The sequence below is a fragment of the Sandaracinaceae bacterium genome (genome assembly GCA_016706685.1).
Taxonomy (GTDB): domain Bacteria; phylum Myxococcota_A; class Polyangia; order Polyangiales; family Houyiibacteriaceae; genus JADJJE01.
On sequence record JADJJE010000014.1, the window covers coordinates 312,824 to 333,572 of the forward strand.

The window sequence follows — 20,749 nt, forward strand, 5'->3', positions numbered from 1 at the left end:
AGAGCTGGGCCCGATGATGACACGAAGGGTGGGCGCTGAACCAGCGCGCTCTGGTGGTTGGGGTCGGTTCGAAGGGGGCTGTGATCGATCGGAGGGCGAGGGGCATCCTGGTCTGCGGGATCGGTCGCGCAGGCGCTCCCTCTGGTACCCCGCTGGATTTGGCACTGCGCTTCGCGTGCATGCTATCTGGGAACGTGATGACCGAGGAGAGTTCGGCGACCCATGAAGCCGCGGCCTGGCCCCCACCCAGCCGTTCGGCTTGGGACGTGGCCGAGCTCGCGCTCCTGCAGCTGGGCCTTCTGCTCCTCGCGGTCTACTTCTCGCTGGGCGTCGTCACGATCCGGGCCTATTCGTGGCCACTCCTAGTGGGACCCGGCCCGTTCTTTCCGCTGTTCTGCCTCTACTTGGCAACGCAGCTGCAGCGCCGCGCCCGCCACCTCTACGGCTTGGTCCGGTTCGCCACCGTCTACAGCGTCCCGTACGCCACGATCGCTCTGATCCACGGCCACCTGTCTACCGACATGCCGCTCCATGTGGGCGACCTACCCCCGATCCTCCTCGCGCTCACGCTGATGCTCCGGCTGCGGGCTTGGCGCCGGTTGTTCGATACCGCCCCAGACGGCGGCCTCGACGAGCGCCTCGCGTTGCTCATTGAACTCTTCCTCGGAGTCGGGGCGTGCTCGGTCGTGTTGACGGGCTTGTCTCACCTGGACGCGGCTCTGCATTGGGCTCGGTCCTTTCCTACGCGTAGGCCAGACGAGTTTTTCCCCGCTGCTGTCTACATGGTCTTCCTCCTCCGCCTGCTCCTCGCGCCTGCGCTCGTCGCGACCATCATCGGCGGTGGTCTCTACCGAAGCGGAGGCGCAAACGGCTGGGTGAGAGCCGCCGTGGCATTCGTCGTCGTGATGTCCACCGTCCACGGGTTGATGCAGTGGTTCTTCGCCAAAGACCTCTGGTCGCGTCTGTCCGCAGCGACCTGGACCGTCGTGCTGCTGGGCTTCGCCGGATGGGTGCTTCATTGGCACCGCGCTCACCGTCCCGCCCCGCTCCCCGGGGCACCAACCGCCTTCTGAGCCATCCGGCGAGCCACCACACGCGCTCTGTGAGTCGGGCCAACGCGCGCCAACCCGCGCACGGTCGGAGCCAGGCGCGCCCCCGTCACGCGCTCAAACCTCCAGACACCACCCGCCCGGAACCACCGCCGAGGCGCCACCGTGGAGGGCGAGGGGCGTCCTGGGCAGCGGGACTTGGGGGGCCCCGGGAAACAAACGAAGTGCCGTTTCCAGGGGGGTACCAGAGCGAGCGCCAGCGCGAGCGATCCCGCAGACCAGGATGCCCCTCGCCCTCCGATCGATCACGCCTGCAGACCTAGACCCACAGGTGGATCCAGGAGGTGGCCCCCCCGCGTGGGATGCGGCAGACTCGCCAGCCCATGTCGCTCCAGCTCTACGATACGCTCACTGGTACCAAGGCCCCGTTCATCCCGGCTGATCCGCGGCACGCCCGGGTCTACGTGTGCGGTCCCACGGTGTACGACTATGCCCACCTCGGGCACGCCCGCTGCTACATCGTGTACGACGTGCTGGTGCGGCACCTGCGCGCGTCGGGCATGCGCGTGACCTACGCGCGCAACGTCACCGACATCGACGACAAGATCATCAACCGCGCGGCCGAGCGTGGCGAGCGCCCGGACGAGCTCGCGGCGCGCTTCACGGAGGCCTACCGCGAGGACATGGCGCGGCTCGGCAACGTGGCCCCCAACATCGAGCCCAAGGTCAGCGAGCACTTGCCGCAGATCATCGCGCTGGTGCAGCGCCTGATCGACTCGGGGAACGCCTACGCCGTGGACGGCGACGTCTACTTCGCGGTCGAGTCGTTCGAGGGCTACGGCAAGCTCAGCCACCGCAACCTCGAGGCCCACGAGGCCGGCGCCAGCGGACGCCTCGATGCGGACCAGACGGCGCGCAAGCGGCACCCGGCGGACTTCGCGCTGTGGAAGTCCGCAGCGCAGAGCGAGGTGGGCTGGGACAGCCCCTTCGGCTGGGGCCGCCCCGGCTGGCACATCGAGTGCTCGGCCATGAGCATGGAGCACCTGGGCGAGACGCTGGACCTCCACGGCGGTGGGCTCGACTTGGTGTTCCCGCACCACGAGAACGAGCTCGCGCAGAGCGAGGCCGCCACCTGCAAGCCGTTCTCGCGCTGCTGGATGCACAACGGCTTCGTGGAGGTGAACAAAGAGAAGATGGGCAAGAGCCTGGGCAACTTCTTCACGGCCCGTGAGCTCTTCCGCCACATCGAGCCCGAGGCCGTGCGCCTCTTCACCATGGGCGTGCACTACCGCGCGCCGCTGGGCTTCGAGTTCGAAGAGGTGGACGGAAAGGCGCGCTTCCCGGGGCTCGAGGAAGCCGAGAAGCGCCTCGAGTACCTCTACAAGACCATGCTGCGCCTGCGCGAGCTGCCGGCTGCGCGCATCGTGCCCGACGGCTGGGTGCCGGACGCCATCGCGAACTTCCCGGCCGCGCTCGACCGGGCGCTCGACGACGACCTGAACATGCCGGTGGCGCTGGCCGCCCTCTCCGACCTCTTGGCCTCCGTCAACGAGCTGTGCGACGCCGCCATGCGCAAGAAGGGCAACGCCCAGCAGGCGGTGGTGGACGCCGCGGCGAACGCCTTTGGCGCCCTCGAGCAGTCGCTGGGCCTCGGCTTTCAGGACGCCCGCGAGGTGCTGATGCGCATCCGTGATCGCCGCGCCGAGGCGCGCGGGGTGAGCGGCGCATGGGTGGAGCAGCGCATCGTGGACCGCACGAACGCGCGCGCCGCCAAGGACTTCGAGGCGGCCGACCGCGTGCGCGTGGAGCTGGCCGAGCGCGGGGTGGAGCTGTTGGACAGCCCCACCGGGACCACCTGGCAGATCAGCTGAGCGGGCCCGCAACAGGCTTGACGCCGGGACGCGGAGGACTAAACCGACCCCATGCTGCACATCCACGAGCACGGTCAGGCCGGCTACGAGGCGACCCTCGCGTCTCTGTCGCGGCGGGGTGATGCCGACCTCGAGCGCGTGGAGCCTGCGGTGCGCGCCATCTTGAAGCGCGTGCAGGGCGAGGGTGACGCCGCCATCCGGGCGCTGACCCACGAGTTCGAGGGCCGCACTCAAGAGAGCATCGTGCTCAGCGAGCAGGCCTACCGTGAGGGGGCCGCGCAGGCGCCAGCCGAGGTGCGCGCGCTGCTGCAAGAGGCGGCCGACCGCATCCGCCGCTATCACGAGCACCAGCGCGACCCGGGCTTCGCCTATGAAGAAGACGGCGTGCAGCTGGGCATGCGCGTGCGTCCCGTCCGCTCCGCAGCGGTCTATGCGCCGGGCGGCAAGGCGCGCTACCCGTCCACCGTGCTGATGACCGCCGTGCCGGCCGCGGTCGCGGGCGTGCAGCGCATCGTGCTGGTCACCCCGCGGCCCACCCCCGAGATCCTGGCCGCCGCCGAGATCGCCGGTGTCACCGAGGTCATCGACGCGGGCGGCGCGCAGGCCATCGGCGCGGTGGCCTACGGCACCGAGAGCGTGCGGCGCGTCGAGAAGATCGTGGGCCCCGGCAACATCTTCGTCGCGTGCGCCAAGCGCCTGGTGTTCGGGCTGGTCGACATCGACAGCATCGCAGGCCCCAGTGAGATCCTGGTGGTGGCCGATGACGCCGCCGACCCCGAGGTGGTGGCCGCCGACCTGCTCTCGCAAGCCGAGCACGACGAGGACGCCTACGCTCTGCTGGTCACGCTCTCCCGCAAGCAGGCCGATGCCGTGTCGGCTGCCGTGGCGCGCCAGGTGGCGGAGCTCCCGCGCCGGGAAATCGCCGAGGCGTCGGTGCGTCGCAACGGTCACTGTTTCGTGGTGCCCACCCTGGCCGAGGCCGTGCGCGTGGCGGACGAGCTGGCCCCCGAGCACTTGAACTTGTCCGTGGCAGACCCGGACGCCGCCCTCGCGGGCATCGGCGCGGTCGGCGCGGCCTTCCTCGGGTATCACACGCCGGAGGCTGCGGGAGACTACGCCGCGGGGCCCAGCCACGTGCTGCCCACGGGCGGCTCGGCGCGCTTCGCGAGCCCGCTCGGTGTCTACGACTTCATCGTGCGCACGTCGGTCATCCGCTACAGCCACGAGGCCATCACGCGTCAGGCGCCGCTGCTCGAGGGCTTGGCCAGGCTCGAGGGGCTCGAGGCGCACGCCCGCGCCGTGTCCATCCGCCGCGCTCGCTGAGCCTGCCGGAAGCGTCAGCGCTCGTCGAAGCCGCTGGCGGCGAGCAACGCGCGGATCGCGCCCGTGTGCTCGTTCGACAGGCTCGCGAAGCGCACACCGAAGCCGGGCGGGATCTTGGTGCCGTCCGCGTCGAAGCCGGGGCGCGCCGAGCTCCACTGCACCACGCAAGCGATGACGATGGGGTCCCAGGATGTCGGGGCCTCGATGCGCAGGGCCACGGTCGCGCCTTCGAGCGGTGGCTGCGGCGTCTCGATGAACGCCCCACGCACGCTCAGGTCACGGGTGGTCCCCATGTGCTCGAGCCCGTCGCGGGACTGGAACGCCACACGAAGCGCCACCTCGGCGCGGGCCTTGTCACGTGCATGCAGCTTGGCGGTCACGGGCGCGAGCTTATCTCAAGCCCAGGCCCGGCGTGACTCGACTGTCATGCGGGTCACCAAAGTCTTCCCACCGCGGTGCCGAATTATCGGATACTCGCCGCGATGCTAGCGCCGAAACCGCCTCCGCCGGATCGCAGCGGAGAGCGCATACGCGGGAAATACCAGCTCGACTCGCGCATTGCCGTGGGTGGCATGGGCGAGGTCTATCGCGCGACCAACACGCTGGTGGGGCGCGAGGTGGCCATCAAGATCCTGCTGCCCAGCCTGGCACGCAGCGAGAACGTCCGAGCCCGCTTCCTGCGTGAGGCGCAGCTCGCTCACTTCGTGCGGCACGCGCACGTCGTCGAGATCATCGACATCGACGAGGACGAGGGGGGCTTCCCCTTCATCGTGCAGGAGCTGCTGGAGGGCGAGGACCTCGCGTCCTATCTCGATCGCGCGGGTGGGGCGCTGCCGGTGGACGTGACCCTCGCGGTGATGGTCCCCGTGGCCGAGGCCTTGGGCGCCGCGCACGTGAAGGGGCTGGTGCACCGCGACCTCAAGCCCGAGAACATCTACCTGTCTGCCGTCAACGACGTGCTGATCCCGAAGATCCTCGACTTCGGCATCTCCAAGGTGACCAAGTCCGGCGCCGTCAGCTCGGAGGCCGATGGCCGCCTGATCGTGGGCAGCCCCACGTACATGTCGCCCGAGCAGATTCGCACGCCGGCCGAGGTGGACCAGCGCACGGACGTGTGGGCCGTGGGCGTCATCCTCTACGAGTGCCTGGCGGGGCGGCGCCCCTTCGACGCGGCCTCCGTGGCGGATCTCTTCGTGCAGATCTGCCGCGACGACCCGCCTCCCATCGACGACTACGTGCCTGACTTGCCGCGTGCGCTGCGCGACCTGGTGATGGGCTGCCTGAACCGCCGGCCCGACCGCCGGCCACAGGACGGCACAGTGCTCGCGCGCGCCCTGCAACGTGTGTCTTCGAGACTCAGCGGGGTCCTCAGCGTGCCCGGCACGTTGAGCTCCCGCCCGCCAAAAGCGGTGGGGGGTAGGCGCACGGATCGCCCTGCGCCCAACAACCAGATGGAGCCCACGGCACCCGACCTCAGCGAGTACGGCGCGTTCCAGGTGCCCGACGAGCTGCGCCTCGACTTCGGCGACCTGGGCGCGCTCGATACCCCTGCCAGCATCGCCAGCGCGGTGGCCAAGGTGGCGGCGGGGCGCACGTCGGTCGTCGGGGCGCCACCGGGAGGCCGGACCTCGACGCCAGCCGAAGACCCGAGCCCCCGCGCCAGCATCCCGCTCGACATCGATCCACGCGACCTGCCCACTCACCAAGGCCGCCGGTCGTACGCCGGGAGCCCCGCCACGACCACGGGCTCGCGAGCCAAGCCGGCCGGCTTGCCCCAGCGCGAAGCCGTGCGCCCGGGCCGCGCGGGCCGCCTGCCGGAGGTGCCCAGCGTGGGGGTCCTGCTGGGTGCGGGCCTCTGGCTGTTGCTGGCCGCAGCGAGTGTGGTGCTGTTCGCGCTCCCAGCCCTGCCGGCCGCCTTTCCCGCGGTCGGCGCCGCGCTCGGCTTCGTGGTCCTGGCTGTGGTCATCACACTCGGCGCCACCGCGGTGGGCGTGCTCATGCGCACGCGCGGCAGCCCTGGCCATACGCTCGGCGTGGTAGGGCTCGGTGGCTTGGGCGTCACCCTCGCCGCGCTGGTGTTGGGGCTGCGTCACGTCATGCCCAACCTGCCGGGCATCCGTGACAACCACGTGCTCATGGGCCTCATTGGCGTGGGGGCGGTGGCGCTGCTGGCCGTGGGCCTCGGTCTCCGCGGGCTCTTCGCGGGCGTGGACGCGTTCCGCCTACGGCCGCCCCGCGCCGCGGCAGGCGTGCTCGTGCTGGCGGCCTCGCTCGCGCTGCTCGCGGGCGGCGGGCTCGCGTTCTATGCCCTCGGCAGCGGGAAGCTCACCAACCTCGAGTCGTACTCGTCGAGCTTGGGCGCGGGTCCCAGCGCGCCTGCCAGCGAGTAGGGCACCACGGGCGCGTTCATGCCGGGCCCCAGCCGCGTGAGCAGGTGGGGATCGCGGGCGGCCTGGTTCACGTCCAGCACGGGCGTCACGGGCACCTCGTGGCGCGGCAGGCGGCTCATCCAGTCTTCGAGCGTGCGGCGCTCGAACGCGCCCGCGAGCTGGCGGCGCACCACGTTCCCCAGCAGCACACGCGCGGCGACGGGTAGCTTGCCCAGGCGCGGCAGCTCGAGCGCTTCGCACAGCGCGCGCCAGAACTTGCCTTCGTCCACGATGCCCACCGCCAGCCAGCGCCCGTCGCGCGTGCGGTAGGTGCCGTAGTGCGGCAGCGAGTGCAGCTTGAGGCGCTCGAGCGTCTGCACGGGGGCGCTGCGTCGCAGCGAGGCCGCCGCGCGATCGATGGCGTGGCCGATACCCCGTGCCCGGTACGGCTCACCCAGCCGGGTCATGGCCCGCGTCACCGCTCGATCCGCGCTGGGCGTGGGTGGCGTGAGGCCCTGATCCCAGATGTGCGCCCAGGACTGCACCGTGTCGCTCAGCGCCACGTCCAGCACCATGCCGCTGCCCGTGCGCTCCCGCTTTCGGAGCGCCGCGAGGATGGTGGTCGCCGCCGTTCCGCCCGCCGACAGATCCGCGATGGGCAGCGCCGAGCCCAGCGGGTGCCCCTCGCGGTCGCGCGACAGGTGACAGACCCCCGTCAGCGCCTGCAGGTTCAGGTCATGCGCCGGGTGCTCGGCGTACGGACCGGTCTGGCCGAAGCCGCTGATGCGGCAGATCACCAGGCGTGGGTTGCGCGCATGCAGCACGGCGGGCGCGATGCCCAGGCTCTCGAGCACCCCTGGACGGAAGCCCTCCACCAGAACGTCACACTCGGCCGCCAGCGCGAGCAGGGCCTCGCGGCCTCGCTCCGTCTTGAGGTCCAGCACCACGCTCTGCTTGCCGCGGTTCACCAACTCGAAGAGCGATGGCACCCCGCGCGCCGTCTCGCCGCCTGGCGGCTCCACCTTGATGACCGTCGCTCCCAGCGCGGCCAGCAGCACGGTGGCGTAGGGGCCCGGGAGGTTCTGCGTGAGGTCGAGGACCCGCACGTCGTCGAGCGCGCCTGCGAGGGGGTGGGGGTTCGGCATGCGGCACTGTGCATCACGCGCTCGCCTCGGAACAAGCTGCTGCGACCCGGGCTCGGCCCTGCGACTGTGGGTGCGGGCGCGCAGGGCCGCTGGTAGAGTGCGCGCGTGCAAGACGCGTCGCCTCCTTCGCTGCTCCACTGCTGCCCTCGGCTCGCGCGCGCGGGGCTGCTCGCGCTCTGCTCTTGGCTGGCGCTAGGGGCGCTCCCGGTGCGGGCGCAGCGCGACCTCCAGGTGGACGACTACCGCCCCGCCCACGACGCCCGCGGGTTCCTCTCGGTGCAGGGCACGGCCACGCCTGGGCACCTGCGCTGGAACGTGGGCCTCTTCACGCACTACACGTTCGGGCTGCTGCGCGTGAACCCCGCCTTCACCACGCAGCAGGTGGTGGTGCGCCATCGCCTCTCCATGGACGCGCTGTTCCAGCTGGGCCTCGGGGGCCGCTTCGCCATCACCGCCGAGGTGCCCTTCACGCCCTACCAGACGGGCGCGCCCGCGGCGCTGGCTGACGGGGGCGAGAGCCTCGATGGCGCCGCGCTCGGTGATGTGCGGCTCAGCGGACGGGTGCGCCTGCTCGGCGATGCCGCCGAGGGCACGGCCACGCGCTCGGATGGGCCCGGGCTGGCGGGCATGCTCACCGTCACGCTGCCCACGGCGCAAGGGGTGGGCTTCCACGGCAGCGACCTACCCGAGATCGACATCATCGCGATCGCGGACTTCCACATCCTGAACCTGGGCATCGGCGCCAGTGTCGGGGCGCGCATCCGTCCCGAGCGCGTGTCCATTGCGGGGCGCGAGCACGGGTCCGAGCTGCTCTGGGGGCTCGGCATCGCCATGCCGCTCCCGTTCTACCCAGACCTCGTGGCCCTGCTGGAGTTCCGTGGGTCCAGCGGCTTCACCGGTCGCTACAACACCCCCACCGAGGTGGACCTCGGCCTGCGCTTTCGGCTCGGCTCGTTCCACCTCAGCATGGTGGGCGGGGTGGCCTTCCCGCATCGCGCGCTCGGCGCCCCCTCGGTGCGGGCCATCCTCGGCTTGCAGTATGCGCCCCAGCACCAGGACCAGGACCTCGACAGCGTCCCGGACAGCGCCGATGAGTGCCCCTTGCTGCCCGAGGACTTCGACGGGTTCGAGGACGACGACGGCTGCATGGACCCGGACAACGACAACGACCTGATCCCCGACGTCGACGACCAATGCCCCAACGAGACGGCGGAAGAAGGTCGCGACGACGACGAGGACGGCTGCACGGACCCCTGATGCTGCTGTTTGGCCGGTTCGCCGACGCCAACATCGGTGAAAGTTGATATAGTGCCCGACCAGTCACGGCGCGCTGAATCCCCCCTCCGAGCACGCCGTCCGAGCCAGCTGATGCGCCGTCTCTCCCCCCGAACGCTGCCCTTCCTCGTCGCGCTCTGCTTGGCGCTGCTCGTCCTCGTCGGCGCAGCCGGTGCGCGCGTCTCGTCGCGTGAGTACCTCGAGCAGCAGCTCGTGACGTCCACGGACTTCCGTAACCGCACTCAAGCCGCGCTGGCGCTCGGTCGCCTGGCGGACGCCCGCAGCCGTGCCCCGCTCGAGCGTGCGCTCGCCTCCGACAGCAACCCGGCGGTGCGCGCCGCGGCGGCCCTGTCGCTGGGCAAGCTGCGCGACCGGCGGGCCATCCCGGCGCTGCGGCGTGCGTCACGCGACGAGGCGGCGTCGGTCCGACGTCAGGCGGAGGCGGCCATCGCCGAGATAGACACGCCTGCCGGCCCAGGCGCGGCCCCCGCGGGCGTCAGCACCCCGGGGGCAGTGCCAGCGCCCGCCATCAACTGGCGCACGGTCCGCCACGTGGTCGCCGTGGGTGAGGTCAGCAACGCCTCCACCGTCCCAGGGCCACGCCTGGTTGCGCCGCTCCGCTCGGCGGTGCTGACGGGGCTGGCCACGGTGGAGGGCGTCGCGCCTTTTGCCAGCAGCAGCGAGATTGGGCAGGACGCCACCCAAGAGATCGCCCGCCGTCGGCTCCCGCGCTTTCGCATCGACGCGGTCTTGAGCACCGTGCAGCGCACCGAGCAGAACGGCCAAGTGCGCATGCGCTGTGGCGTGAACCTCACCCTCTACGAGGAGGCATCGCGCAACGTGCTCGGCATGCTGACGGGCTCCGCGACGGCGGCCGAGCCGGCGGGGCAAGGGCGTGACCAGGACGCTCGCATGACGAACGCCGCGCTCAACGCGGCCGTGCGGTCGGCCCTCACCACCGCACGTGCGGCGCTCGACCGGGCCAGCCGGCGCTGACCTTCCCGGGTGGACGTCGGCCGAGTCCGCAGCGCGGCCTACTCAGTCGGCAGCCGCTGGACGCCGCTCTTCTGCAGCTGGGACTTGGCCCAGGCCATGCCCTTGTCGAAGTCGTCGAAGGCCTGGTTCGGGAACTTGGGTGGCGCCAGCCAGAACACCGCGGTGAGCAGCCCCTTGATCATGGCGTTGGTGACCACGATGGCCGAACCCCGGTTGTACGTGATGTCGTGGAACTCGAAGCGCTTGAGGTGGTCGGCGAAGAGCTTGCGCTGCGTTGGCGGCATGGAGCGCACCAGGCTCATGTCCGCCACCCACGCGCACGGGTGCTGAGCGTGCTGCGCCCAGCGCTCGCGTGTCTCGCACAGGGACGCCAGCTCCTGGTCGGACGCGCCAGCCGGAAAGCGCATGACGTATACCGGCGCGTGGGTGACATCGATCCACGGGTGGACCAGGCGAGCGTCTTCGGCTTGGCGAGCGTACACGGCGCGAACCTTACTTGGTCACCGGCTTCAAGCCTACTCTTCCGTCCCGCACGACCACCTCGAAGTCGATGGCCTTCCCTTGGTGCTTCTCTTTGAGCTTGGGGATCATGTCCTCGATGCTCCGCTGGAGGGTCTCGTATTTCACGTTGTCCACGCGCTCGTTGTTGGAGCGGCGTGCGGCCACGTAGTCGTCGTAGATGCGCTTCATGCGCGTCTCGTCGGGCCCCGGGCTCTCGGGCCGGGATGGCGCAGGTGCCGGCGCTGGAGCGGGTGCCGGCCGCTCGAGGGGAGCCGGGGCCGCCGCGCTGGTGTGCGTTCCGGTGGGCTCGTCGCCCGTGCGCCGACGTCGCTCTGTGGGCTTGCCGAACGTGGCCACCTTGGGCGTCGGGGCGGGCGCCGCAGCGGGGCTTGGGTTCGGGCTGCGCGTGAGCCCCGCGATGGCCGCGTCCAGCTCCGGATCGTCCAGCAGGCTGCTCAGGTCTTCGGTGTCCAGGTCCACGTCCACGTCCAGTTCGTACACGCCCTTCTCGGCTTCGCGCTCGTCGCGGCGCTTGGCGCGCCCTTCCTTCACGGCGTCTTTGCGCTTCAGCTTCTGGAGGTCGCGCTTGTAGGTGCCCTCCTCGATCTGCCGCGTGACGCGCCGCCAGTACGTGTGGAGCGTGGTGTAGCGCTGGACCAGCGACTGATACCGGAAGCGAAGGTGCGTGGAGCGCGGTTGGTCGCGGCGCAGCAGCTCGAACATACGGTCCACCTGCTTGCGCGGGACCGCGGGCTCGAGGCGCTCGATGCCCTGAAAGTACATCTCGTAGAGGGCCTTCAGGCGGTCGAGACGCGTCTCGAGATCCTTGAGCGTCGCGTCGAACTCGGCAGCTTCCATGGTGAACGTGGCCGCATCATAGCGGCTGGATGCGCAAATTGTCGAAAGTCACGTCGGCGGACCAATTGTTGAACCCAAAGTGGTCGTGGCCACGACCGGCGAGCGGCTCCGGGTCGTCCAGCTCCATCAGGCGCTGACCATCCACGTCCACGCTGATCAGCGACCCGCGCCGCTCGATCACGAAGTGGTAGCGGCGGTTGGGCTGGACGCGCAGCGGCGCCCCCACCACGCGGTCTTCCGCGTGTTCGTCCATGCGGGCGAGCACGTTGTGCTGGTTGCCCCAGCCGCCGAAGATCACCACGTAGCTGGTGGCCGTGTAGGACTCACTCAGCGCGTGGGACACGCCGTCGCCAAAGATCTCCACCTTGATGTCGTGCGTGTCGGTGCTGGCGTCGAACTCCACCCGCACGTCCCGCGGCAGGGTGCGGCGCAGCCAGAGCGGGTGGTTGCGCGCCTCGCGGATGCGCACGGCGCCGTCGACGAGGCGCCAGGGGCCGCCCGTCACGTTCCAGTCGGGCCCCAGCTGCGCGCGGTCGAAGTCGTCGGAGTAGCCCTCGGGACCGATGCCCGTGTCGCCCTGGGGCGTGCATCCCAGGCCGGGCGAGAGCGCCAGGACGCACAGGCACGCCGGCGCGAGCAGCAGCTGGAGAGCAGCCAGGGGACAGGAGGCGGCGCGACGGGAGAGGAAGCGTTTCACGGCCGAAGGCTGCCCCGGAATCGCCCGGAGGGCCAGCTCAGCTGTCGTCCGACGAGTCGCTGGTGACGCCCGTGCGGCGCTCCTCCAACAAGGCCAGCTCGCGCTCGAGACGCTCGATCAGCGGCTGCACGCCGGCGGTGTCCGTGGCGGTGCAGTACGTGGCGCCGCGCACCTCCGCGATGTGGGCGACCACACCCGGGTCCAGGCGGTCCGCCTTGTTGAACACCATCACCCGCGGCACCCGCTCGAGCTCCAGGCGGTTGAGCAGGTCCTCCGTGGTGGCCACGTGCTCGTCCCAGCCCGGGTCGCTCGCGTCCACCACGTGCAGCAGTAGGTCCGCGTCCTGCGCCTCTTCGAACGTGGCCTTGAAGGCGGCGAAGAGATCTTTGGGGAGGTCGCGGATGAAGCCCACCGTGTCGGTCAGCACCAGCTCGCGCCCCGAGGGGAGGCGCATGCGGCGCGCGCGCGTGTCCAGCGTGGCGAACAGCTTGTCCTCGGCGATGACGTTGCTGCCGGTCAGCGTGTTGAGCAGCGTGCTCTTGCCGGCGTTGGTGTAGCCCACCACGGCCACCACCGCGACGCCGCTCTGGTTGCGCTTGTGGCGCCGCTGCTTGCGCTGCTTGGACAGCTGCTTGAGCTCACGGTTGAGCCGGTCGATGCGGTCGCGCGCGCGCCGCTTGCCCACCTCGATCTTGGTCTCGCCTGGCCCGCGCCCGCCGATGCCACCCGTGAGGCGCGAGAGCGAGTCGTCCTTCTGGCCGAGGCGCGGCAGCAGGTACTTCATCTGCGCCAGCTCCACCTGCAGCTTGCCGTCATTGCTCTCCGCGCGTTGGGCGAAGATGTCCAGGATGAGCTGCGTGCGGTCCAGCACCTTGAGGTCCGTGTGGTCCGCGATGGCAGCCGCCTGCGCGGGCCCCAGCTCGCGATCGAAGATGAGCACCTCGGCGTCCAGCTGCATGGCGCGGATGACCACGTCGTCCAGCTTGCCGCGGCCCATCACGAACTTCGGGTCGATGCGCTCGCGCACCTGCGTGATGCTGTCGGCCACCTCCACGCCCGCGGTGCGGGCCAGCTCTTGCAACTCGCGCAGAGAGTCTTCGGCCTGGCGCGCGTGCTTCTTCTCGCACACGTGCATGAGAATGGCGCGGCCGTCCTTGCCGGTGACCTTGCGGGCCTTGGTGGAGCGCGCGAACTCTGCCTCGAGCGCCGGCACGATGTCTGCCGGGTTGGCGTCCAGCTTGGCGTAGGGGATGGGCCCGAAGGTGCGGAACGGCGCGTCCGAGCTGCCCTCGGCCACCGGGATGTTGTGCCCGTAGTAGACCGACAGAGCGCGCTCCTCGCCTGGCGCGAGGCAGATGGCCGCCACCATGTCCAGGCGCAGGCGCGTGAGGTCCACCAGGTCGTCGCGCGTGAGCGGCTCGTCGTAGAGGTGCGTGTGGATCAGGCGCAGGCCACGAAGGCGCCCGCTGCCCGCGCGCAGACGCCCCACGTCCGGCAGCATGAGCCGGCTCGCGTCGCCGATGATCACGTGGTGGATGGCGCCGGCGCGATCGGCCAGCACGCCCACCTGCCGGCCGGTCGCGTGGCTGATGGACACCAGGTCGCGCGTGAGCTCGGTGGTGGTGAGCTTGTCGAAGGGCAGGCGGCGCTGGTAGATGCGCTCGAGGGCCTTGGTCTCGGAGGGCGCGAGGCCCGAGGTGTTGCCGTAGATTTCCATGCGTGGTCCGACAGCGGGGTGTCGGCGGGGCTCTCTCTCTACTCGAGGACTGCGGAGTCCAGCTCGAGGCTGATGGGACAGTGGTCCGAGCCCATCACGTCCGGGTGAATCCTAGCGCTCCGCAGGAAGGGCAACACGCCTTCCGACACGAACGCCAGATCAATCCGCCAGCCCACGTTGCGCTCGCGGACGCCGAAGCGCTGACTCCACCAGGTGTAGTGCTCGCCGGCGGTGTTTCCATGGCGGAACGAGTCCACCCAGCCGGCCGCTAGGAGCTGCTTCAGCTGCTCGCGTTCTTCCGGCAGGAACCCGCTGGTCTTCAGGTTGGTCTTCGGGCGCGCGAGGTCGATGGCCTCCGGCGCGGTGTTGAAGTCCCCCATGACGATGACGCGGCCACCGTCACGGCGCAGCGGCTCGAGCGTGTCGAACAGGCGCTGCGTGAACGCCATCTTGAAGGGCACGCGGCTGTTGTCGCGCTCCTTGCCGTTGCCGTTCGGGAAGTAGGCGTTGGCGATGGTCAGCGCGCCCAGGGTGGCGATCTGCACGCGCCCCTCGGCGTCGAACTCGGGGACGCCCAACGAGGTCTCGACCGCGTCGAACGGGCGGCGCGCGTAGAGGGCGACCCCCGAGTAGCCCAGCCTCTCGGCGGAGGCGAAGTACGTGTGCACGCGCTTCGGCTGGCGAAGGTCTTCCGGGAGCTGCTCCGGGGTGGCGCGTGTCTCTTGCAGACCGACCACGTCGGCTTTCGCGTTTGCCAGCCAGCTCAGAAAGCCCTTCTCCGCGCAGGAGCGCAGGCCGTTCACGTTCCAGGAGTAGATGCGGGTCACGCGAGGAGGCATGGGGCCTCGGTGGTAGCAGGGGCACCCGCGCGACGCTATCGCCAGGGGCTCGGAACATGGGTACAATCCGCTAGATCCAAGCCCCTTCATGGTCACTGCCTACAGCCGCGATAGCGACCCCCTCGTTGGCACCACCATCGCGGACAAGTACCGCGTGGTCTCGCTGATCGCACGCGGCGGCATGGGGCGTGTGTATCGTGGGCTCCAGCTGGCGCTCGAGCGCGAGGTGGCGCTCAAGGTGCTGGACCTCGGCAGGCTGGGCGAGTCGGGCAGCAGCGAGGCCGTCATCGACGACTTCCGCCGCCGCTTCGTGCTGGAGGCGGCCTCTGCGGCGAAGCTCACGCACCCCAACACCATCGTCATCCACGACTACGGGGTGGAGCGCGATGGGCTGCTCTACATGGTCATGGAGCTGATCGAGGGGCAGACCCTCGCCGAGCGCATCGAGAAGGACGGCGCGCTGCGCCCCGAGACCGTGGTGCGCATCATGGCGCAGGTGTGTGGCTCGCTGGCCGAGGCGCACGGGCGCGGCATGGTGCACCGCGACCTCAAGCCCTCCAACATCATGCTCACGCAGCGCGGCAGCGAGCGCGAGTTCGTGAAGGTGCTGGACTTCGGGCTGGTGAAGCAGGGCGAAGACATCAGCCAGACGCGCAGCGGCGCGCTGATCGGGACCCCGCGCTACATGTCCCCGGAGCAAGTGGCGGGCAGCGAGGTCACCCCCGCGAGCGACGTCTACGGACTGGGCGCTTGCACCTATCACGCGCTCACGGGGCAGCCGCCGTTCGACTCGGAGTCGGCCTACGTGCTCATGGCCGCGCACGTGAACGTGAAGCCGCCTGCCATGGCCGAGGTGGACCCCGGCTTGAACGTGCCTGCCGAGCTCGAGCAGGTGGTCTTCCGCTGCCTCTCGAAGTCGCCCGCGGATCGCTATGCCACCATGGAGGACGTCTCTACCGCCATGCAGGAGGCCCTGGGCGACGACTTCACGCTGTCGGGCTCGCGGAGCCTCGTGCGCACCAACTCGAGTCCGCTCGGCCGGCTGCCCTCGAAGGACTGGACAGACTCCCTGGCGGACACGCGCGTGCAGCTGCACACCCCGACCATCAGCACGCAGGCGCCGCCGCAGCGCCGCTTGGCGATGGCCGTGCTGGCGCTGGTGGGCGTGCTCGTCGTCGCGCTGGGGCTCACCTGGCAGCGGGCCCGTGATGGCGGGAGCGCGGGCAGCGACGCGTCCAACCCGCAGCCTGGAGCGGGCGCCCAGGCCGTGGCTCCGTCGTCGGTCGACGGCCTCGGTCGTGTGGAGGTCTGGGTGCGCTCCACGCCGGCGGGCGCTCGTGTCGCCCGCGGCGACGAAGACCTCGGCAACACCCCCGCGCGCCTGCTGCTCGCGCCCGAGGACCGCTGGACCCTGACGCTCAGCGCTCGCGGTCATGCGCCCCGCACGCTGCGCGTGTCGGCGGCGCAACGGGAGGTCAATGTCGTGCTCGAGCCCGAGGCGGCGCAGGACGTGGATGCCGTGACGGCGCGTCCCGAGACCGGCAGCACTGGCGAGCGCCCACACACGAGCGGGTCGAGAGCGCCCGGTAGCGGTGGGACCTCCATGGAGACCACTACAGGTCCCGCTCCCGGGCCCTCCGAAGCCTCGGGCACTCCACCAGGAGAGCGACACACCGACAACCGTGACCCGTGGGACAGCGCGCCGTGACGCTCGCGCGCAGGGTGGCGAGAGAAGTGGAACGCTTCGGGCGCGCCGTGCCCGTGGTGCTCGTGCTGACGTGCATGTATGCGCTACCGGTGAGTGGCGTCGCGAGCGCCCAGGCGCCCGCCGAGCCTGCCGCGGGGCAACAGGCCGACGACGCGCGGGCACGCGAACTCTATGTGATTGGCGACGAGTTCTACGCGAACGGTCGCTACGAAGCGGCGGAGGAGGCGTTCGCCGAGGCCTACCGCTTGTCCGGGCGGCCCCTGCTGCTCTTCAACCTGGCCAACGCCCAGGAGCGCAGCGGCCGCTGGCCCGAGGCCGCCGAGAACCTCCGGCGCTACCGCGAGCACGCCCCGGCATCAGAGCACACCGCACTGGACGCTCGCCTCGCTGCGCTCCAGCGTCGCATCGAGGAGCGCGCGGCCGAGTCGCGCGACGAGCCCGTGGTGGTCATCCAGCACGAGTCGGCCGAGCTGCCCGCGGCGCGTTCGGCAGCTGGAGAGCGCCTGCGCGAGCCGCTCTCGCCTCACCTGGTGCTGCTGCCCGCGTCGGGTGCGCTGGCCCTCACCACCCTGGCCCTCGCGCTGCGGGTGCGCAGCGTGCGAGACGACGTGCGCGCCGCCTGCGTTTCCAGTGCTGGGCAGCGCTTCTGTTCGCCCGAGGCCGCGGGTGCCATCACGCGCGACCGCAGGCTGAGCGTGGCCACGGACCTGCTCGCAGTGGCGGCGCTCACCACCGCAGCGCTCGGGGTGTGGACGCTCGTGCGCGACCGGCGGCGCGCGGACAGAAGCCCCACGCTGCAGGTGGGCGTGGCGCCCAGCGGCTTCCGCGTTGCCCTCACGGGGGCGTTTTGACGACGCTGCATCGCAGTGCGAGCGGCGTCGCCGTGCGCGGGGCCGGCGTCCCGCTCGCGCTCGCGTCCTCGTTGGGTCTACTGTTGCTCAGCTGCACGCTCACGCGCGTGGATCATCAACGCTGCGACGCCCACAGCGATTGCCGCACCGCGTTCGGTGTTGGTTTCGCGTGCACCGACACGGGCTTCTGCGAGCAACAGCTGCTCCCGCGCTGCACGCGCACCCACCCCGTGGACTACCTCGAGAACCCCGGCGCGTACACGTCGTACCTGCCCATCGGCGTCATCGTGAACCGCTCGCTGGACGCGCACGAGGCACGCGCCAACGCCGTGCAGATCGTGGCTGAGCTCGCCAACTCGCAGGGGGGCTTCGGCGACCGCGAGCGCGTGGCGGTGGTGGTGTGCACCACTGAGCAGGACGCCGCGTTGGACGCGCTGACGTCGGCGGAGGCGGCCGTCGTGACCTCGCAGTGGCTGCACGACGTGCTCGGCGCCCCCGCCATCGTGGGTCCCGCGGCGTCGTCGCAGGCGAAGGCCGCGTTCGAGGCGCTCGGCGAGCGCGACCTCGTGCTGGTCAGCATGTCGGCCACCAGCGCCGAGCTCACCACGCTCGAGCCGCCGGCCACGGACAGCGAGCCCGGGCGCTTGTGGCGGACCGCCGTGCCCGACAGCTTCCAGGCCCGCGCCATCATCGCCGACCTGCGGGCGCGCGGGCAGCTGCGGGTGGCGGTCGTGCACCAAGACGACAGCTACGGCACCGGCCTCGCGGGGGAGCTCGAGGCGCGCTTCACGGGGGCGGGGGAGACCGTGATGGCCTACCCGTTCACCACGGACCCGCGCTCGGCGCTCGAAGCCGTGGCCGCCGACGCGACGCTCGGTGAGGTGGTGTTCGTCGGCGCCGTCGAGCAAGTGCGCGGCTTCTTGCAGTTCGTGGCGGGCAACAGCGCGTTCGATGGGCGCCAGCTGTTCGTGACCGACACGGCGGCCAGCGTGGACCTGTGGGCTGCCCCAGCTGCTCCCGATGCGGTCTATGCACGGGTTCGCGGCACGCGCCCTGGCGCGCCCACGGGGACGGTGAACGGCTTCTTCCGGGGCAGCTACCTGTTCGCGTTCCAGGAGGACCCCGACCAGTACTCGTTCGTGGCCAACGCCTACGACGCAGCCTTCATGGTCATCTACGGCGCGGCCTGGGCGGCCGCCAACGAGGGCTCGTCACGCAGCGGCCGGGGCATCGCGCGCGGCATGCGTCGGCTCAGCGCGGGCGTGCCCATCGCGCTCGGGGCCACCACCTGGCCCACGGCGCTCGCCGAGCTGAGCGCGGGACGGTCCATCAACGTGGAAGGCGCCTCCGGGGACCTCGACGTGGATCCCGTCACCGAGGAGATGACGGCCGACGTGGAGGTGTGGACCATCGACACCGCCGACGAGCCGCGCATCGTGGTGGACGCGCGTTACTCGGCGGCGGACCTCGCGGCGCTCTAGGCGCCGGGGGCTCTCAGTTCCTGCGCCGCCTACGACGGCGACGCGTGGGCTCCTCTTCGGGGGCCACGTACGGCGGGTCGATGGCCCAGTCCGGCACGGGCTGATTGCGGGCGGCACAGTCGAGCGCGTAGAGCTGCGCGGCCTCCGCGAAGAAGTCGCGCGTCTGGATGGAGCCCAGCTTGCCGGAGCGCAGGCGCCCCTGGCTGCCGATGATGAGCCGGATGCGGTCCTTGAGGCGCCGCGGCATGGCGATGCGCTCCGAGACCTCTTCCATGAACCACTCGAACGCGGCCGCCTGGTTGCGTGCCCCGTCGAGGGCCTCGTTGAGCGGGCCAAGCAAGAGCGCAGACACCATGACGGCTTCGCTGATGGCCTCGCCGGCCGCGATCTGAGCGTCCACGGCGGCGAGCCGCAGCCACGTCAGATCGGCGTCGGGCGCGCGATCGTCCAGGTAGCCCGCCAGCTCTGGCAGGATCTCTGCCAGCACGCCCAGGTCCCACGCCAGGTAGAACGAGCGGTGTGCCGCGCCTCCGCGCAGCAGGCGGAAGATCTCCTCGAGGATGCGGGGCTTCGCTGCGCGCGCGAGCTCTCCGCGATACGCTTGGATGGCGTCCAGCACGTCCTCGGCGATGCCCAGATCGAGCCGCGCGCTGAACTTGATGGCGCGCAGGATGCGCACGGGGTCTTCGCGGAAGCGCACGATCGGGTCGCCGATCATGCGCAGCACGTGGCGCTCCACGTCGGCCATGCCGCCCACGTAGTCGATCACCTCTTCGTGCTCGATGTCGTAGAACAGCCCGTTGATGGTGAAGTCACGACGGATGGCGTCCTCGAAGGGCTCCCCGAACACGTTGTCGTTCACGATCAGCAGGTCTTCATCCGGGCGGATGCCCTCGGCGCTGGCGCTGGGCACCAGGCGCATGGGCTCGTAGTCCGACACCAGCGGCCAGCGCTTGGCGAGGTCCGCCGGCACACGGTCGATGCGCTGCCCGTGGTCGCGCCGGAACGTGGCCACTTCGATGATCTTGCCGCCATGGAAGAGCACGTGCGCCAGGCGGAAGCGGCGCCCGATCACGCGGCAGTTGCGGAAGATGCGGCGCACGTCCTGCGGGCGCGCGCTGGTGGCGACGTCGAAGTCCTTGGGCGTGCGACCCAGCAACAGATCGCGCACGCCGCCGCCCACCAAGTAGGCCTGGTAGCCGTGTTGCGAGAGGCGCAAGAGCACCTTCACGGCGTCCTGGTCCATGGCCTCCTCCGGGAAGCGCACCTCGTAGACGGCGGGCTCGGGCTCGCCGTCGTCGTCGCCCGTGCCGCGCAGCCGGGAGGGCTCCTCGCGCGCGTCATCCCGGTCGTCGTCGTGGTCCTGGTACTCGCGTGGCTCGCGCGCCGCGCTGGGCGAGCGCTTGCGCTCGGGAGCAGCGTCGTCCGCCGCCGGTCCGTTGTCTCGGGGCTTGCGCTTCCTGGCGTTGGCTTTGGTCTTGATGACCTCGGGCTCGGCGCTGGGCCCACGCGAGCGACGCATCGGCGCGTCGCCGTCGGCTTTGGCGCGTGCGCCGCCGCCGTCAGCTTTTTTGCGTGCACCGCCGCCGTCGGCTTTGGCGCGCGCGCCACCCCCATCGCGGGCTTCGCGGGGGATGGGCTCGTCGTTCGAGGTGCGGGTGCGTCGGCTGGTGCGGGCCTTGGGAGTGCGTCCCTCCTCACCTGGACCCTGGGGGCCCTTGGCGGGAGCGCTCGACGCACCGTCCGCCGCATGGGGCTTGGGTGGGGCAGCTTCGTTCATGAGTTCTCGGACTTCGCAGGCCCCGCCCGGTAGGGAAGGAGAGAGTCCGTCGCGGCACAGAGGCGGCACGGCAGACGTTGACGAGACCTGACGAGTCCCTCCCTTAGCAGTCCTCCGGGTCCCCGGCAACGGGCCCGCTCCCCTTCAGGTCTGGGGGCGTGATCGAGCAGCCGGGGCGGGGCGGGGGTCGCGGCGGGCACGGCCGCGCAGGCGCGTCCTGTCGGGTCCTCCCTGAAAAACGGCACTCCGCTGCGCTGCGTTTGTTTTTGGGGGTCCTCCCCACGCCCTT

17 protein-coding genes are annotated in these 20,749 nt (G+C 70.8%); 9 read left to right on the forward strand and 8 right to left on the reverse strand.

The window, feature by feature from the left end; genetic code table 11:
- Positions 1-197 precede the first annotated feature (197 nt).
- From IPI43_18965 to hisD, 3 genes are all read left to right on the forward strand, one after another.
- Positions 198-1,073: a hypothetical protein gene (locus IPI43_18965; GenBank protein MBK7776183.1), complete on the forward strand. Its 876-nt coding sequence runs from the start codon at positions 198-200 to the stop codon at positions 1,071-1,073.
- A gap of 359 nt (positions 1,074-1,432) precedes the next feature.
- Complete coding sequence (locus tag IPI43_18970) at positions 1,433-2,920, forward strand: cysteine--tRNA ligase (GenBank protein MBK7776184.1); 1,488 nt, start codon at positions 1,433-1,435, stop codon at positions 2,918-2,920.
- Between the two features lie 51 nt (positions 2,921-2,971).
- Positions 2,972-4,243 (forward strand): histidinol dehydrogenase, encoded by a 1,272-nt coding sequence (gene hisD, locus IPI43_18975; GenBank protein MBK7776185.1) that lies wholly within the window; start codon positions 2,972-2,974, stop codon positions 4,241-4,243.
- 14 nt (positions 4,244-4,257) lie between these two features.
- Here hisD and IPI43_18980 read toward each other — a convergent pair whose 3' ends face one another.
- Positions 4,258-4,623, reverse strand: a complete 366-nt coding sequence (locus IPI43_18980) for a PilZ domain-containing protein (GenBank protein MBK7776186.1) — start codon at positions 4,621-4,623, stop codon at positions 4,258-4,260.
- 102 nt (positions 4,624-4,725) lie between these two features.
- Here IPI43_18980 and IPI43_18985 point away from each other — a divergent pair, with 102 nt between their 5' ends.
- Positions 4,726-6,633: a serine/threonine protein kinase gene (locus IPI43_18985; protein ID MBK7776187.1), complete on the forward strand. Its 1,908-nt coding sequence runs from the start codon at positions 4,726-4,728 to the stop codon at positions 6,631-6,633.
- Here the strand turns inward: IPI43_18985 and IPI43_18990 are convergent.
- The gene (locus tag IPI43_18990; GenBank protein MBK7776188.1) at positions 6,546-7,757 is read right to left on the reverse strand and encodes a CoA transferase; all 1,212 of its coding nucleotides are present in this window, start codon (positions 7,755-7,757) and stop codon (positions 6,546-6,548) included. The two genes, IPI43_18985 and IPI43_18990, sit on opposite strands and share 88 nt — an antisense overlap.
- Before the next feature lie 105 nt (positions 7,758-7,862).
- Between IPI43_18990 and IPI43_18995 the strand changes: the two genes are divergently transcribed.
- Both IPI43_18995 and IPI43_19000 read left to right on the forward strand, forming a co-directional pair.
- Positions 7,863-9,014 (forward strand): hypothetical protein, encoded by a 1,152-nt coding sequence (locus tag IPI43_18995; protein ID MBK7776189.1) that lies wholly within the window; start codon positions 7,863-7,865, stop codon positions 9,012-9,014.
- Between the two features lie 111 nt (positions 9,015-9,125).
- Positions 9,126-10,028: a HEAT repeat domain-containing protein gene (locus IPI43_19000; protein ID MBK7776190.1), complete on the forward strand. Its 903-nt coding sequence runs from the start codon at positions 9,126-9,128 to the stop codon at positions 10,026-10,028.
- Between the two features lie 38 nt (positions 10,029-10,066).
- Here IPI43_19000 and IPI43_19005 read toward each other — a convergent pair whose 3' ends face one another.
- Genes IPI43_19005 through xth form a run of 5 tightly spaced genes read right to left on the reverse strand, consistent with a single transcriptional unit; the run spans position 10,067 to position 14,640 of the window.
- Entirely contained in the window at positions 10,067-10,510 is a 444-nt protein-coding gene (locus tag IPI43_19005; GenBank protein ID MBK7776191.1) for a hypothetical protein, read from the reverse strand.
- 10 nt (positions 10,511-10,520) lie between these two features.
- A complete protein-coding gene (locus IPI43_19010; GenBank protein MBK7776192.1) occupies positions 10,521-11,387 on the reverse strand; it encodes a hypothetical protein in 867 nt (288 codons plus the stop codon).
- 16 nt (positions 11,388-11,403) lie between these two features.
- Positions 11,404-12,084: a hypothetical protein gene (locus IPI43_19015; GenBank protein ID MBK7776193.1), complete on the reverse strand. Its 681-nt coding sequence runs from the start codon at positions 12,082-12,084 to the stop codon at positions 11,404-11,406.
- Positions 12,085-12,121: 37 nt separating this feature from the next.
- Positions 12,122-13,801, reverse strand: coding sequence for a GTPase HflX (gene hflX / locus IPI43_19020; protein ID MBK7776194.1), 1,680 nt, complete (start codon positions 13,799-13,801; stop codon positions 12,122-12,124).
- A gap of 38 nt (positions 13,802-13,839) precedes the next feature.
- The gene (gene xth / locus IPI43_19025) at positions 13,840-14,640 is read right to left on the reverse strand and encodes an exodeoxyribonuclease III (GenBank protein MBK7776195.1); all 801 of its coding nucleotides are present in this window, start codon (positions 14,638-14,640) and stop codon (positions 13,840-13,842) included.
- Between the two features lie 88 nt (positions 14,641-14,728).
- Here xth and IPI43_19030 point away from each other — a divergent pair, with 88 nt between their 5' ends.
- The 3 genes from IPI43_19030 to IPI43_19040 are packed head-to-tail and all read left to right on the forward strand — an operon-like array spanning position 14,729 to position 18,680.
- Positions 14,729-16,348: a protein kinase gene (locus tag IPI43_19030; protein ID MBK7776196.1), complete on the forward strand. Its 1,620-nt coding sequence runs from the start codon at positions 14,729-14,731 to the stop codon at positions 16,346-16,348.
- A 26-nt stretch (positions 16,349-16,374) separates the two neighbouring features.
- The gene (locus IPI43_19035; GenBank protein MBK7776197.1) at positions 16,375-17,199 is read left to right on the forward strand and encodes a hypothetical protein; all 825 of its coding nucleotides are present in this window, start codon (positions 16,375-16,377) and stop codon (positions 17,197-17,199) included.
- Between the two features lie 32 nt (positions 17,200-17,231).
- On the forward strand, positions 17,232-18,680 hold the full coding sequence (locus IPI43_19040) for a hypothetical protein (GenBank protein MBK7776198.1): 1,449 nt from the start codon (positions 17,232-17,234) through the stop codon (positions 18,678-18,680).
- 13 nt (positions 18,681-18,693) lie between these two features.
- On the opposite strand, the gene pcnB is transcribed toward IPI43_19040, so the two are convergent.
- Entirely contained in the window at positions 18,694-20,460 is a 1,767-nt protein-coding gene (pcnB, locus tag IPI43_19045) for a polynucleotide adenylyltransferase PcnB (GenBank protein MBK7776199.1), read from the reverse strand.
- Positions 20,461-20,749: the final 289 nt, after the last annotated feature.

What these genes read in the sequence shown, in the direction of transcription:
- pcnB (MBK7776199.1), bottom strand. Translation starts at nt 20,460, where the DNA reads ATGAACGAAGCTGCCCCACCCAAGCCCCATGCGGCGGACGGTGCGTCG.
- hisD (MBK7776185.1), top strand. Translation starts at nt 2,972, where the DNA reads ATGCTGCACATCCACGAGCACGGTCAGGCCGGCTACGAGGCGACCCTC.
- IPI43_19030 (MBK7776196.1), top strand. Translation starts at nt 14,729, where the DNA reads ATGGTCACTGCCTACAGCCGCGATAGCGACCCCCTCGTTGGCACCACC.
- IPI43_18990 (MBK7776188.1), bottom strand. Translation starts at nt 7,757, where the DNA reads ATGCCGAACCCCCACCCCCTCGCAGGCGCGCTCGACGACGTGCGGGTC.
- IPI43_19010 (MBK7776192.1), bottom strand. Translation starts at nt 11,387, where the DNA reads ATGGAAGCTGCCGAGTTCGACGCGACGCTCAAGGATCTCGAGACGCGT.
- IPI43_18965 (MBK7776183.1), top strand. Translation starts at nt 198, where the DNA reads ATGACCGAGGAGAGTTCGGCGACCCATGAAGCCGCGGCCTGGCCCCCA.
- IPI43_19000 (MBK7776190.1), top strand. Translation starts at nt 9,126, where the DNA reads ATGCGCCGTCTCTCCCCCCGAACGCTGCCCTTCCTCGTCGCGCTCTGC.
- xth (MBK7776195.1), bottom strand. Translation starts at nt 14,640, where the DNA reads ATGCCTCCTCGCGTGACCCGCATCTACTCCTGGAACGTGAACGGCCTG.
- IPI43_18985 (MBK7776187.1), top strand. Translation starts at nt 4,726, where the DNA reads ATGCTAGCGCCGAAACCGCCTCCGCCGGATCGCAGCGGAGAGCGCATA.
- IPI43_18970 (MBK7776184.1), top strand. Translation starts at nt 1,433, where the DNA reads ATGTCGCTCCAGCTCTACGATACGCTCACTGGTACCAAGGCCCCGTTC.
- hflX (MBK7776194.1), bottom strand. Translation starts at nt 13,801, where the DNA reads ATGGAAATCTACGGCAACACCTCGGGCCTCGCGCCCTCCGAGACCAAG.